Source organism: Actinoplanes sp. NPDC048988, assembly GCF_043197815.1.
Taxonomy (GTDB): Bacteria; Actinomycetota; Actinomycetes; order Mycobacteriales; family Micromonosporaceae; genus Actinoplanes.
In genome coordinates this window covers 167,877-181,203 of record NZ_JBICTW010000010.1, presented here as the reverse complement: position 1 = coordinate 181,203, position 13,327 = coordinate 167,877, and the positions used below count along the sequence as shown (strand labels likewise).

The following is a 13,327-nucleotide window of genomic DNA, read 5'->3' as shown; positions in this document are numbered from 1 at the left end:
GCGTTCAGCGGCATGGAACGCGCAACTATTGTAAGAAGGTGGCTGCCCTGGACGAGAAAGATTGCGCGATCCTCGACCTGCTGCAACAAGAGGGGGATCTGCCGAACATCGAGCTGGCCCGCCGGCTCCAGCTCTCGCCGGCGGCCACCCTGCGGCGGGTGCAGCGCTTGCGCGCCGAAGGCGTGATCACCGGGGTACGGGCTCTGGTCGACCCTGAGAAGGCGGGCGCCCGGGTCGAGGCGTTCGTGCTCGTGGCCCTCACCGAGCACTCCGACGAGGGTGACGCCCGCTTCGCCGAAGCCCTGGCCGCTATCCCGGCCGTCCTGCGGGCCGACGCGGTGACCGGGCCCGAGGACGTTCTGCTGCACATCGCCGCCGCCGACGCCCGCGAACTGCAGCAGGTGCTGCGCTCGCTGACCCGCGTGGGCGCGCGCCGCCTGACCACGCTGCTGCGGCTGGAGGCCGTCAAGGAACCGGCGCCGGTCCCGGCGAGGCCGGCCGGCTCACAAGTCCGGAGCGCCCTTCCACGTGGTGGCCAGCTCCCGGCGTGAGGTGACGCCCAGCTTGGTGAAGATCTTGCGGATGTGCCACTCGACGGTGCGAGGGCTGAGGAACAGCGCCGCGCCGATCTCCGCGTTGGTACGGCCGTCGACGGCGAGGCGGATGATCGACGTTTCCTGGGCGGTCAGATCCCGGCGCGCGTCGGCGGCCGGGCGGCGGACGTTCTCGCCGGCGCCGGCCAGTTCCCGGCGGGCCCGTTCGGCGAAGCCCTCGGCGCCCATGGTGGTGAACGCCTGGTGGGCGGCGCGCAGTTCGACCCGGGCGTCGGCGTCCCGGCCGGCCCGGAGCAGCCATTCGCCGTACAGCAATCGGGCCCGGAAAGCCTCTGTGGTCGTCTCGGTGACCGACAGGTGCTCGATGGCCTCGCGGTAGCGGTCCTCGGCCGTGGCGGCCGGATCGGCCAGCGCGTCGGCGATCGCCTGAGTTCCCCGGGCCCATCGGGTACGCACGTCGGCCGTCCGCTCGGCGAGACGGTCCCGCGCCTCGACCACGATCTCCCGCTCGCCCAGGCGTGCCGCCGCCTCCGCCATCTCGCGCAGGGGAAAATGCGGAAGACCGAGGTCGGTGTACGCGGTGGCCTCCCGCGCCGCCTCCAAAGCGGCCCGATGGTCGCCGATCCCGTTGTACAAAGCGGCTTTCACGTGGTGGGCCAGGGTGTGCAGGCGGCCGTCACCACGGGTGGTGGCGTCGCGCAGCTTGGCCTCGATCAGCTTGCGGGCCGGCTTCTCCTGGCCCCGGTAGGCGGCGAGGGCGAGCCCGGCCGACTGTTGCAGCGGGGCGGCGGTGGCCCGGGTCATGGCGTCGCCCTCGTCGAGCAGGTTCGCGGCGTCGGCGAACCGCCCGGCGTACAGCAGGCTGCCCGAGCGCAGGGTCAGGGCGGCCGGCAGCAGCCGGAGCACACCGGTGCGCCGGGCATGGGCGACGGCCTCGGCGCTCAGCCGGTACGCGAGGTCGATGCGGAACAGCTCGTGCACGGCCGGCTGGATCAGCCAGAGCAGTCCGATGTGCTCGGCCGGGTTCAGCGCGTCGAGGGCACGTTCCAGCAGCGGGCGGGAGGTGGCCCGATCGTCCAGGATCCAGGAGACGAGACCGGTCAGGAGCAGGTCGGGGAACGACTGCCCGGCGGCCGGTACGGCGCGGGCGGCCCGGGCCGCGGTCCGCAGGTCGTCGCCGCCGAAGCGGCCCGCGTAGACGGCGGCGCCGATCGCGCTCAGGAAGGCGTCGCGGGCCGCGGCCGGGTCGAGCGGTTCCAGGCGGTGGGCGGCCGCCAGCAGCGGCGGCCCGGCCGCGCGGCCCGGGGTGAGCATGAACGTGACCTGGGCCCGTAGACGTTCCACGCGGGCCTGGTGCAGGGGGTCGATGGAGCCGAGCTGGGCCGCGCCGAGCAGTTCGGGCACGCGGGAGTACGCGCCGGCGTCGAGCCGGGCCGAGGCGGCCGCCACGAGCAGGGCGCCGCGGTGGGCGCCGTCGAGGGTGAGCTCGGCCGCGCGTTCGAGGAAGGCGGCCGCGGCGGACGGGCCGCCCCGGGCCAGGGCGCGGCCGGCCGACTGTTCGAGTTCGGCCGCGACCGCGTCGTCCGGGCCGTCGGCCGCGTGGGCGCGATGCCAGGCGCGCCGGTCGGGGTCGCGCTCCGGGTCGGTGGCCTCGGCGAGCGCGGCGTGCACGGCGCGGACCTCGGCGATCCGCCCGCAGCGCCAGGCGGCCGAGCGGACCAGCGGATGCTTGAACCGGACGCGGGTGTCGACGTCGATGAGCCGGGCGGCCTGGGCCGGCTCGGCGGCCTCACGGCCGACCCCGAGCTGTTCGAGGGCGCGCCACAGCAGCTGGGCGTCACCCACCGGTTCGACGGCGGCGGCCAGCAGCACGGTGCGGGTGTCGGCGGGCAGCGCGGCGATCCGGCGCTGGAAGCCTTCCTCGAGCCGGCTGGTCAGCGGCATCGGGTGGTAGCCGCCGAACCCGAACGCCAGTTCGGCCGGCGACATGTTGCGGGGCAGCTCGATGAGCGCCAGCGGGTTGCCGCGGGCCTCGGCCACGATCCGGTCCCGTACGCCCGGGTCCACCGGCCCGGTCAGGGTCGCGTCGAGCAGGGCGCGGGCGTCGGCGTCGGGCAGCCCCTCGATCAGCAGTTCGGGCAGGCCACCGAGGGTGTTCCCGTCGTCGGTGGTGCGGGCGGCGAAGACCAGCGCCACCGCTTCGGTGTCGAGGCGCCGGGCGACGAAGCTGAGAATGACGGCGGACATGGCATCGATCCACTGCACGTCGTCGACGACACAGAGCAGCGGCCGCCCGGCCCCGGCCTCGGCGAACAGCCCGAGCACGGCCAGCCCGACCAGCAGCTGGTCCGGCGCGTGACCGCTGCTGAGCCCGAACGCGGTGGCCAGCGCGTCCCGCTGCGGTGGCGGAAGCCGGTCGAGCTCGCCCAGCAGTGGCGCGCAGAGCTGCTGAAGCCCCGAGTAGGCGATCTCCGACTCCGACTGGACACCGGCGGCCCGCAGCACCCGGGCGAAGTCGGCCCGGTCGGCCAGATGGTCCAGCAGCGCGGTCTTCCCGCACCCGGCCTCGCCTCGCAGCACCAGCGCTCGGCTGCGCCCGCCGCGCACCTCACGCAGCAGCCGCTCGAGCACGTCCCGCTCCCGCCGCCGCCCCCGCAGTTCGGCGCGCCCGCTCCCCTCCGGCATGCCCCGAGCCTAGCCCGCAGTGGATCACCGGCGACGATGCGCCGACGGCGTGCCGGATGCCGACCCCGGGCGCGGGTCGGCTCTGGCCGTGGGTGTGCCGTTACGCCGCCGGGCTCTAGCGCCAATCGGCGTTGGCAATAGGCTTGGGGAGTGACGACTCCGGACGATCTGCGGGATCTCGACGCTGTGGCCAGCCTGGCCGATCCGGTGCGGCGGCGGGCGTACGAGGTGGTCGCCGCCGGTGACGGGCCGGTCGGGCGGGACGAGGTGGCCGAGGCGCTCGGGGCGGGGCGGACGCTGGCCGCGTTCCACCTGGACAAGCTGGTGGCGGCGGGACTGCTCGAGGTGTCGTACGCCCGGCGCTCGGGCCGCACCGGCCCCGGCGCCGGACGTCCGGCCAAGCTGTACCGGCCGGCCGCGGGGGAACACGCGGTGAGCGTGCCGCCGCGGGCCTACCGGGCCGCCGCCGAACTGCTCGCGGAGGCCTTGGAGCAGGCCGGGGCCGAGGAGATCCTGTACGGCGTCGCCCGGCGGCACGGCTCGGCCGGGCCGGCCGCCGCCGACGTGAGCGAGCTGCTGACCGGGCAGGGCTACGCGCCCGAGGCGGAGAACCCGGACCGCGTCGTGCTGCGCAACTGCCCGTTCCACCGGCTGGCCGAGCAGTTCCCGCCGCTGATCTGCGGGATGAATCTGGCGATGGTCGACGGCCTGCTGACCGGGTCGGGCCTGGACGCCGAGTGGACGGCCCGGATGGACGCCGCGCCCGGCCGCTGCTGCGTGACCCTGTCTAAAAAGTAATCCCGTTGACTTTAGACGGCTCGGCTGATGAGCTGACGCCATGGACGCCTTCCACCTGGCTCAGATCAACACCGCCCGGCTCCGCGCCCCACTGACCGACCCGTCGATGGCCGAGTTCGTCGACGGCCTCACCCGGATGAACCAGCTCGCCGACCGCTCACCCGGCTTCGTCTGGCGGCTCGAGGGCGAGAACGGCGACGGCACCATCGCCCGCCCGGACGACCCGAACCGCATCTACACGCTTTCCGTCTGGGAGTCCCCGGAGCATTTGCGGGCGTACGCCTACCAGTCCGAACACCTGGACTACCTGCGCCGCCGCCGCGAGTGGTTCCACCCCCACGGCACCGAGGCCGCCCTGGTCCTGTGGTGGATCCCGGCCGGCACGATCCCCACCCTGCGCCAGGGCATCACCCGCCTCGGCCGCCTCCGCGCCGACGGCCCCACCGCCGGCGCGTTCACCCTGCGCCAGCCGTTTGCCGCACCGCAGGTCAGCGCGGCGAGGTGAGGGACAAGCGGATCGCGCTTTCCAGGATGTCCGGGCTGACCGGCTTCTCCAGGTACGGCGCCTGGGGCTGAACCAGGCCCATGGCCAGCGCGATGGTGCGCGGCACGCCCGTCGCGAACACCACCTTGATGTGCGGGTGGATGGCGGTGACCCGGCGGGCCAGGTTGCCGTTGAGGTCGCCGGGCAGGGACAGGTCGGCGACCAGCACGTCGATGTCGCCGTGCTGCTGGCACAGGGCGACGGCCGTGTCGCCTTCGCCGGCGGTCAGCACGCGGAAGCCGCGGGTCTGGAGCATGTGCGCCATCGCGGCCAATACGTCCGGGTCGTCGTCGACGACCAGAACTCCCGGTTTGTACCCCGACATGCCTTCACGCTAGCCCAGATGCGGCGCCGGCCGAGGTCGATAGCCTGCCTTGGTGGACATCTCCGAGGTGGCGCTGCGAGCCCAGGTGGCCTGGTTGCGCCACCTGGCCGACGGCGGATTCGACCGGATCAGCGCCGGCGACGGGTTCGCGGTGGCGACCGGCCTGGACTCCAACAGCGAGAACGGCGCCGTCGGCTCCGCCCGCGAGCTGCCGGAACTGGTCGATTGGCTGCGCGAGAGGGCCGTACCCGCCTCGGTGATCGTCACCGGGCCGCCGGATCCGGCGACCACCACCTGGCTGATCGACCAGGGACTCCATCCGGATCGCACCGGGAACAACATGGGCCGCCGGCTGGACGAGGCGCCTTCACCACCCTCGGCCGAGTGGCCGATCAGCGAGGTGACCGACGTCCGGGCGCTGCGCGAGAACCAGAGCGTGTACGCCGAGGACGGCTGGTGGCCCGAACCCGCCGGCCTCGACCGGCGGGTCGAGGTGGCCGCCCGCCTCGGGTTCGGCCCCGGCCGGCCGATCCGGCACTGGACCGCCCACCACGAGGGCGTTCCGGTCGGCGCCGCCACCTCGTTCCAGTTCGGCGACACCGTGCTGCTGGCCGCCTGTTGCGTCGCCGCACCCTGGCGCCGCCGAGGAATCGGAACGGCCCTCACCCAGCGCCGACTCGCCGGGAGCGCCGTCCAGGCCGTCGTCTTTCCCACCCAGGACGGCTACCACCTCCATCACTCCCTCGGCTTCGAGCTGGCCCCGGCCCACCCGGACCGCTGCTTCTACCTGCCCTAGCGCGGTGACCACGCATGGCAGGTCCACAGCGCGCTCACCGATCGCCCTCGTCCATCCACTCCAGGGTGGCGAACAGGTTCGCCCGCTGCGGGATGAAGGCCGCCTCCAGCAGTGCGGACTCCCGCGCAGCCTCGACCACGGCTGACCAAGGCGCATCGCGATCGAACGCTCGATCGAGCGTCTCGTGACCACGCCAGAAGGTGCCGTCCTCGATGACCGACCACAGCATGAAGTACAAGACAGCCTGCCGATGATCAGCGAGCTCATTGATGACCTCCTCCAGCCGGCCGGCCGGCCAGGCGTGATCCAAGCTGCCCGCGGGCGCTCGTAACGACGCCGTCAACGGCGGCATCACCTCGACTCGCGCCCCCAGCACGGTGAGCACACGACGCATCGCCACCGCCTCGCTGTCATCCCAACGGCCCTCAGTAAGCCGTAGCCGTTGGTACGCCGCCCGCAGCGCCGGGGCAGCCTCGCGGACACCGAGCTGCGCGATCGCCCACGCCGACCATTCACGCACCGTGTCGTGTTCGCTGCCGAGCAGGTCGATCAACACAGGCCCGGCTCCGGGATCGCCGAAGTGCTCGAAAACCTCGATCGCGGATAACTGTCCGAACCGCTCCAACGACAGCACGGCGGCAGCCAGTGGCTCGACGACCTCACCGCCCATCGAGATCAACTCGGCCTTCGCGTCCTCAGCGACCTCCGTCGAGTCGTCGTCCAGCAGCCCGATGAGCCTCGCGATCTCCCCCTCCACGACCGCGAAGTCTGCCGCAGCGCGACCGGTGCGGACCAGGGATGTCCCCGTCCCCACCCCTCAGAGAGATCACCTCACCGCAGCGCAGCTCAGCTCACGCGCTGATCCCGGGGTTCGTCGACTTAGGACCCGCTACCCCGGCGTCCTGACCGCGCAAGCCCGGACTCGCAGCGAACGACAGCAACGCTGGGACCGGCCGCGGACCATGGCCGCTCGCAGCGAACGATAGCAACGCTGGGACCGGCCCGCGGACCATGGCCGCCTGACGGATCTGACCCGGTGAACGTTCGTGGTCAACGCCCTAGCCAGTCGGCCCCGCCGCGATGACCCGGTCGAGCCATTCCCGCAGCATCGCCTGCTCGACGGCGGACAGGGTGGGCAGCTCGGCCGCCCGCAGGGTCACCGCGGCGCCGGCGGGACCGGCCGGCGAGAAGGAGCCGGCCGATGAAGAGGGGCCGGCCGATGAGGACGGGCCGGCCGATGAGGACGGGCCGGCCGATGAGGACGGGCCGGCCGATGAGGACGGGCCGGCCGATGAGGACGGGCCGGCCGATGAGGAGGAGCCGGCCGATGAGGACGGGTCGACCAGGATGACGGCCGCGATCGCGTCCCACATGGCGTCGGCCAGCTGAGGGTCGCGGACGTCGGGCGGCTGGGCCAGCAGGGCGATGATGGTGCCGTTGCCGGCGGCCTGGATCATCGCCACGGCCCTGGCCTCGGGCACCCTCAGCCGGCCGGCCCGGGCCACCCGCCGCACGCGCTCGGCCAGCACCGCCTGGCCGGCCTGGCCGGCCGGGGTGGCCAGCCGCGCCGGGTCGATCAGCAGGCCGTAGAGCGGGGCGTTGTCCAGCCCGAAGGCGATGTGAGTGTCCCAGCTGACCCGCAGCTCGGTGACCGGGTCGCCGTCGCCCACCGCCTTGCTGTCCACATACGCCGCCAGCACGTGCTGCGTGACCGCGTCGAGCAGGGCGTCCTTGTCGGCGAAGAGGCGGTAGATCGCGGGCGGCTGGAGCCCGGCCGCCGCCGCCACGGCCCGGGTCGTCACCGCGGCCGGGCCCTCGGCGCGCAGGAGTTCGGCGGCGACGTCGACGATCCGCGCCCGGATGGCGTCGCGTCCGGTGACCTTTGTCATGATGACGACGATAGCATCGTCGATGTTATCGTCGGTATCAACAGCGATAACAGGAGGCATCATGATCGTCGTGACCGGCGCCACCGGCCAGCTCGGCTCGCAGATCGTCGACCGGCTGCTGGAGCGCGTCCCCGCCGACCGGGTCGCGGTGAGCGTCCGCGACCCGCAGAAGATCTCCCGCACCGACGTCGAGGTCCGCCGCGGTGACTACACCGACCCGGCCGGCCTGGCCGAGGCGTTCGCGGGAGCGACCCAGGTGCTGCTGGTCTCGGCCAACGCGACCGGCGGCGAAGCCCTGACCATGCACCGCAACGCCATCGACGCCGCCCGCGCGGCCGGCGCCCGCCGCATCCTCTACACCAGTCACCAGGGCGCCGCCCCCGACTCGCTGTTCGCGCCGATGCCCGACCACGCGGCCACCGAGCAGTATCTGCGGGAGTCCGGCGTCCCGTTCACGTCGCTGCGCAACGGCTTCTACGCCAGCACGATCGCGTTCATGGTGGGCAACGCGCGGGAGACCGGCGAGATCGTGGCGCCGGCCGACGGACCGGTCTCCTGGACCACCCACGCCGACCTGGCCGAGGCGGCCGCGATCATCCTGGCCGAGGACGGGCGCTTCGAGGGCCCGACTCCCCCGCTGGTCGCCCCGGCCGCCTACGACCTGCGGGACATCGCCGGCATGCTCGGCGTCCGCCGCGTGATCGCCGACGACGAGGAGTGGGCGGCGACCCTTCCCCCGCACCTGGCGGCCCTGATGCTCGGGATGTACCGCGCGTCGCGCCGCGGCGAGTTCGCGACCACCGGCACCGATCTCGAGAAGCTGCTGGGGCGGCCGGTCGGCGCCGTTCTCTGACCCCGGCCGTTCAGGCGGTCTCGAAAGCCCGGGAGCCGGGCGGCCAGAAGGAGACCGCGAGCAGGGCCAGGATCGGAACCGGGGACAGCAGGGCCAGCGGCTCGGCGCCCCAGATGACGAAGCCGCCCCAGTACACCGAGGGGCCCGTGCCCTCGCGATTCGTGTTGGCGAGCAGGGAACCGGTCGAGGTGGGGATGTTGCCGAGGCAGGCCGGGGTCAGCAGCACGAGCGCCGACACGCAGAGCCACGAGTACACCCGTTGGCGGCGCGGGCCGTAGCGGCGTATCCGCTGGGCCGTGACCAGGCCGAGCGCCGCGCCGAGCAGGGCGCCGGCCACGCCGCCGAGGATGGTGTCGCGCCGGTGGCCGGGTGGTTCGGCCCACATCAGGTCGAGCCTCCCGGTCGCCAGCTGGACGACGGCGAGATAACCGTCCCGTTCGCCCGTCACCTCGGCGGTCCCCGCCGAGATGTCGTGCCAACCGTGGGCGCGCATGTGCTGCTCGATGGCCGATGCTCCGCCCGCGGCGCCGGTCACGCCCGCCCGGCCGGCCCGGACGCCGGTGCCGCCGTGCAGGGTGTTCTCGCTGAACGGGTTCCAGAAGGTGCTCCGCCCGTAGTAGTTCACCTGCTCCTCGAACGGGCCGGGCAGCACCGTGCGGGCCACGCTGATCGCGGTGGCCGCGTCGGGAGCCTTGACGGGCACGGCGCGCCAGGCCAGCCAGGAACCGAGCGCGATGCCGCTGAGCCCGCCCAGCACGGCGGCGAGGGTGGCCACGACGAAGGCCCGGCGGCCGAACGGGCGGCGTGCTCCGGAGGAGCGCATGATCATGGGGCAGGCACGTCGCTTCGGGTCGGGATGAGCTCGGGACCCACGCCGGGAGCCGCGTCGGAGCCCGGGCGGACGATCTCCGCGTGGACCTCGTGGGGCTTCAGGGTACCGCTCAGGATCTCCTCGGCGAAGTGGCAGGCCACCCGCTGGCCCGAGTCGTCGAACACCCGCAGTTCCGGTCGGTCGGCGGCGCAGCGCGCCTGCGACCAGGGGCAGCGGGTGCGGAACCGGCAGCCGCTCGGCGGGTTGGCCGGTGACGGCAGGTCGCCGGCCAGCAGGATGCGTTCGCGCTGGTCCTCCACGTACGGGTCGGGGATGGGCACGGCCGAGAGCAGGGCCCGGGTGTACGGGTGCAGCGGGCGCTCGTACAACTGGCCGGCGTCCGCCTCCTCGACCAGCGCGCCCAGGTACATCACGCCGATGGTGTCCGAGATGTGCCGGACGATCGCCAGGTCGTGCGCGATGACCAGGTAGGTCAGCCCGTGCGAGTCCTGCAGGTCGCCGAGCAGGTTGACCACCTGGGCCTGGATCGACACGTCGAGGGCGGACACCGGCTCGTCGGCCACGATCAGTTCGGGGCCGAGGACCAGGGCGCGGGCGATGCCGATGCGCTGCCGCTGGCCGCCGGAGAACTCGTGCGGGTACCTGTTCAGCGCCGACGCCGGCAGGCCGACCGAGTCGAGGGTGGACCTCAGCCTCGTACGCACATCGGCCTTGTCCTTGTCCAGACCGTGCGCCTTGAGGCCCTCGACGAGCAGGGACTCGACCGACTGGCGCGGGTCCAGGCTCGACATCGGGTCCTGGAAGACCATCTGCATGCGCCGCCGGAACCGGCGCATCTGTTCGCCCTCAAGCGCACGGACGTCAGTACCGTCGAAGCTGATGGTGCCGTTCGTCGGCTCGACGAGGCGCAGCAGGCCGCGGCCCAGCGTCGACTTGCCGCAGCCGGACTCGCCGACCAGGCCGTACGTCTCGCCCCGCTTGATTGCCAGGGAGACACCGTCGACGGCGTAGACCCAGCCGACCGTACGGCTGAGAAGCAGTCCGCTCTTGATCGGAAAGTGGACCTTGAGGTCGTCGATCTCGACCAGGGCGCTCACACCGGCACCTCCTGCGGTACGGGGTTCGTGCATCGCAGCGCGCCACCGCGAAAGGTCGGTTCCAACGGCACCGTCTCGCCGACGCAGGCGTCGTTCACCCGGTCGCAGCGCGGGGCGAACGCGCACCCCTCCGGCCAGGGGATGTTGTCGTTGACCGAGCCCCGGATCTGGTGCAGCCGCCCGCCCCGGTCGACGTCGAGGCGGGGAACCGACTGCAACAGACCATGGGTGTACGGATGTCGCGGCGCCCCGAACAGGTCGTGCCGGGCCGCCCGTTCGACCACCTTGCCGGCGTACAGCACGTTGACCGTGTCGCAGAGCCCGGCCACCACGCCCAGGTCGTGGGTGATCATGATGAGAGCCGTGCCGGAGTCCTCGACCAGTTCCTTGAGCAGGGTGAGGATCTGGGCCTGGATGGTCACGTCGAGCGCCGTGGTCGGCTCGTCGGCGATCAGCAGGCGCGGCTTGCAGGCCAGGGCGATGGCGATCAGCGCCCGCTGCCGCATGCCGCCGGAGAGCTGATGCGGGAACTCCTTGAGCCGCCTCGCCGGGTCGGGGATGCCGACCGCGTCGAGCAGTTTCCGGGCCTCGCGCAGCGCCTCCTGCCGCCGCTTGCCCTGGTGGCGTTCCAGCACCTCGGCCACCTGAAGCCCGAGCGGGATCACCGGGTTCAGCGACGACAGCGGATCCTGGAAGATCATGCCGATGTCCCGGCCGCGCCGGTCGCGCAGCTCCTGCGGGCGCAGCTTGAGCAGGTCGGTGTCGTCGAACAGGACCTCGCCGCCCACCTTGTTGCCGCGGCGCGGGAGCAGGCCCATGATGGCCAGGCTGGTGACCGACTTGCCGCAGCCGGACTCGCCGACCAGGCCGACCGCCTGGCCCGGCTCCACCGTGAAACTGACCCCGTCGACGGCGGTGAACGGCGTACCGTCGCGCCGGAAGACCACCGACAGGTCACGAACGTCGAGCAGAGGCATGCCTGATCACCGCCGGTTCTTCGGGTCGAGCGCCTCGCGCATGCCCTCGCCGAGCAGCGTGAAGCCGAGGGCCACGAGGATGATGGCCAGGGCCGGGAAGTAGGCCAGCTCCGGGCGTACCTCGAAATAGCGCACGCCGTCGACGCCCAGCATCAGGCCCCACTCGGCCCGGTTGATGTCCGGGTCACCCAGGCCCAGGAACGACAGCGCGGCCGCGTCCAGGATCGCCACCGCGAAGGTCAGCGTGGCCTGCACGATGACCGCGGTGAGCGAGTTCGGCAGCATGTGCCGGGTGACGATGTGCCGCCTCTTCACGCCCAGCGCGCGGGCGGCGAGCACGTGATCGCTCTCCCGTTGGGCCAGCATCGACCCGCGCAGCAGCCGGGCGAAGATGGGCACGTTCACGATGGCCACCGCCATGATCACCGTCCATTGCGTGGACTGGCTGGCCAGCGCGACCAGGGTGATCGCCAGCAGCAGGCTCGGCAGGGCCAGCATGACGTCGGTGAACCGCATGATCACCACGTCGATCCAGCCGCCGGCGGCGCCCGCGACCGCCCCGAGCAGCACGCCCAGCAGCAGGCCGATCGTGGTGGCCAGGACGCCGACGAACATCGTCTGCCGGGCGCCGTAGATCATCCGGGACATGAAGTCGCGGCCGAGCGGGTCGCTGCCGAACGGGTGCCCGGCGGTCGGGCCGGGGATGGTGTCGACGGTCAGATCCTTTGTCAGCTCGGGGAACCGCTGCACCGGGTCGTGCGGCGCCACCAGCGGCGCGAAGATCGCGATCACCAGGAACAGCAGGATGATCGTGGCGCCGACGATCGCGGTCGGGTTGCGCAGCAGCCGGCGGCCGGCGTCGCGGAACAGGCTGACCCCGCCGCCCTCGGCCGTGCGCGCGGTCAGCTCGTCGATCCTCTGGCGCTTGTGTTCGGCCAGCTTGTTCATCACACACGCACCCGGGGGTCGATGACCGCGTACGAGAGGTCGACCACCAGGTTGACCACGATGAAGACGACGGCGGCGAGCAGGATCAGGGCTTGCAGCACGGGATAGTCGCGGCTGCCGCTGATCGAGTCGGTGATGAGCGTGCCCAGCCCGCCCCAGTTGTAGACCTTCTCGGTCAGCACGGCGCCGGCCAGCAGGGCGCCCGTCTGCAGGCCGATGATGGTGACCACCGGCAGCAGCGCGTTGCGCAGCACGTGCCGCTTGCGGACCGTCGGGTTTCGCAGACCCTTGGCTTCGGCCGTACGGATGTAGTCCGCGTCCAGGACGTCCAGCACGCTCGCTCTCGTGATCCGGATGATGATGGCCAGCGGGATCGTGGCCAGCGTGAAAGCGGGCAGCACCAGATGCCAGAGCGCGTCCGCCGAGGCGTCGAACTCCCGGGTCAGCAGCCCGTCCAGCACGAACAGGCCGGTCACGTCGGTGTTGTCCATGCCGGTGCTGATCCGGCCCGACGGCGGGAAGACGTGCACGCTCTGGGTCAGCCAGTCCTTGAGCAGGTAGCCCAGGAAGAAGATCGGGATCGAGATGCCGACCAGGGTGAGGATGATGGTGGCGTTGTCGAGCGCCCGGCCCCGGTGCCGGGCCGCGAGATAGCCGAGCGGCACACCCAGGCCGATCGCGATGATCATCGCCGCGACGGCCAGCTCGACGGTGGCCGGGAAGGACCGGCCGATCACGTCCATCACCGGTTCGCCGGTCCGGATGGAGTTGCCGAAGTTGCCGGTCACCACGTTCTTGAGGAAGTGGCCGTACTGGACCCAGATCGGCTCGTCGTAGCCGAGGGCCCGGATCAGGCGCTCCCGGGTCTCCGGGGTGGCACGTTCACCCAGCAGGGCGTCGACCGGCCCGCCGGGAAGGCTGCGCAGCCAGAAGAAGATCAGCGTCATCAGGGCGAGCAGGGTGATGAACAGCTGGATCAGGCGGCGCGAAACGACTTTCAGCATCGTTCTCCGATTCGCGTCGGACGGC

Annotated in this window: 14 protein-coding genes; 5 read left to right on the top strand and 9 right to left on the bottom strand. The window is 72.3% G+C overall.

What is annotated here, in order from left to right:
* Window positions 1-38 precede the first annotated feature (38 nt).
* The gene (locus tag ACGFJ7_RS28510) at window positions 39-551 is read left to right on the top strand and encodes an Lrp/AsnC family transcriptional regulator (protein ID WP_392644732.1); all 513 of its coding nucleotides are present in this window, start codon (window positions 39-41) and stop codon (window positions 549-551) included.
* On the opposite strand, the gene ACGFJ7_RS28505 is transcribed toward ACGFJ7_RS28510, so the two are convergent.
* A complete protein-coding gene (locus ACGFJ7_RS28505) occupies window positions 504-3,239 on the bottom strand; it encodes an ATP-binding protein (RefSeq protein WP_392644730.1) in 2,736 nt (911 codons plus the stop codon). The genes ACGFJ7_RS28510 and ACGFJ7_RS28505 overlap by 48 nt on opposite strands.
* Before the next feature lie 150 nt (window positions 3,240-3,389).
* Here ACGFJ7_RS28505 and ACGFJ7_RS28500 point away from each other — a divergent pair, with 150 nt between their 5' ends.
* The gene (locus ACGFJ7_RS28500) at window positions 3,390-4,037 is read left to right on the top strand and encodes a helix-turn-helix transcriptional regulator (RefSeq protein ID WP_392644728.1); all 648 of its coding nucleotides are present in this window, start codon (window positions 3,390-3,392) and stop codon (window positions 4,035-4,037) included.
* Window positions 4,038-4,077: 40 nt separating this feature from the next.
* Complete coding sequence (locus ACGFJ7_RS28495; RefSeq protein WP_392644726.1) at window positions 4,078-4,542, top strand: DUF3291 domain-containing protein; 465 nt, start codon at window positions 4,078-4,080, stop codon at window positions 4,540-4,542.
* Here ACGFJ7_RS28495 and ACGFJ7_RS28490 read toward each other — a convergent pair.
* The gene (locus ACGFJ7_RS28490) at window positions 4,526-4,906 is read right to left on the bottom strand and encodes a response regulator (RefSeq protein WP_360255174.1); all 381 of its coding nucleotides are present in this window, start codon (window positions 4,904-4,906) and stop codon (window positions 4,526-4,528) included. The genes ACGFJ7_RS28495 and ACGFJ7_RS28490 overlap by 17 nt on opposite strands.
* A 52-nt stretch (window positions 4,907-4,958) precedes the next feature.
* Here ACGFJ7_RS28490 and ACGFJ7_RS28485 point away from each other — a divergent pair, with 52 nt between their 5' ends.
* A complete protein-coding gene (locus ACGFJ7_RS28485; protein ID WP_392644724.1) occupies window positions 4,959-5,702 on the top strand; it encodes a GNAT family N-acetyltransferase in 744 nt (247 codons plus the stop codon).
* 34 nt (window positions 5,703-5,736) lie between these two features.
* On the opposite strand, the gene ACGFJ7_RS28480 is transcribed toward ACGFJ7_RS28485, so the two are convergent.
* Together ACGFJ7_RS28480 and ACGFJ7_RS28475 are read right to left on the bottom strand one after the other, a co-directional pair.
* The gene (locus tag ACGFJ7_RS28480) at window positions 5,737-6,459 is read right to left on the bottom strand and encodes a HEAT repeat domain-containing protein (RefSeq protein WP_392644722.1); all 723 of its coding nucleotides are present in this window, start codon (window positions 6,457-6,459) and stop codon (window positions 5,737-5,739) included.
* 301 nt (window positions 6,460-6,760) lie between these two features.
* Complete coding sequence (locus ACGFJ7_RS28475) at window positions 6,761-7,591, bottom strand: TetR/AcrR family transcriptional regulator (RefSeq protein ID WP_392644721.1); 831 nt, start codon at window positions 7,589-7,591, stop codon at window positions 6,761-6,763.
* Between the two features lie 61 nt (window positions 7,592-7,652).
* On the opposite strand from ACGFJ7_RS28475, the gene ACGFJ7_RS28470 reads away from it, so the two are divergent.
* A complete protein-coding gene (locus ACGFJ7_RS28470) occupies window positions 7,653-8,444 on the top strand; it encodes an NAD(P)H-binding protein (protein WP_392644720.1) in 792 nt (263 codons plus the stop codon).
* Window positions 8,445-8,454: 10 nt separating this feature from the next.
* Here the strand turns inward: ACGFJ7_RS28470 and ACGFJ7_RS28465 are convergent, their stop codons facing one another.
* The 5 genes from ACGFJ7_RS28465 to ACGFJ7_RS28445 are packed head-to-tail and all read right to left on the bottom strand — an operon-like array spanning window position 8,455 to window position 13,302.
* Window positions 8,455-9,273 (bottom strand): hypothetical protein, encoded by an 819-nt coding sequence (locus ACGFJ7_RS28465; protein ID WP_392644718.1) that lies wholly within the window; start codon window positions 9,271-9,273, stop codon window positions 8,455-8,457.
* Window positions 9,270-10,373, bottom strand: coding sequence for an ABC transporter ATP-binding protein (locus ACGFJ7_RS28460; protein ID WP_392644717.1), 1,104 nt, complete (start codon window positions 10,371-10,373; stop codon window positions 9,270-9,272). The genes ACGFJ7_RS28465 and ACGFJ7_RS28460 overlap by 4 nt, the downstream gene beginning before the upstream one ends.
* Window positions 10,370-11,350, bottom strand: coding sequence for an ABC transporter ATP-binding protein (locus ACGFJ7_RS28455; protein ID WP_392644716.1), 981 nt, complete (start codon window positions 11,348-11,350; stop codon window positions 10,370-10,372). The genes ACGFJ7_RS28460 and ACGFJ7_RS28455 overlap by 4 nt, the downstream gene beginning before the upstream one ends.
* A gap of 6 nt (window positions 11,351-11,356) precedes the next feature.
* Entirely contained in the window at window positions 11,357-12,298 is a 942-nt protein-coding gene (locus ACGFJ7_RS28450; protein WP_392644854.1) for an ABC transporter permease, read from the bottom strand.
* Complete coding sequence (locus tag ACGFJ7_RS28445; protein ID WP_360255192.1) at window positions 12,298-13,302, bottom strand: ABC transporter permease; 1,005 nt, start codon at window positions 13,300-13,302, stop codon at window positions 12,298-12,300. The genes ACGFJ7_RS28450 and ACGFJ7_RS28445 overlap by 1 nt, the downstream gene beginning before the upstream one ends.
* Window positions 13,303-13,327: the final 25 nt, after the last annotated feature.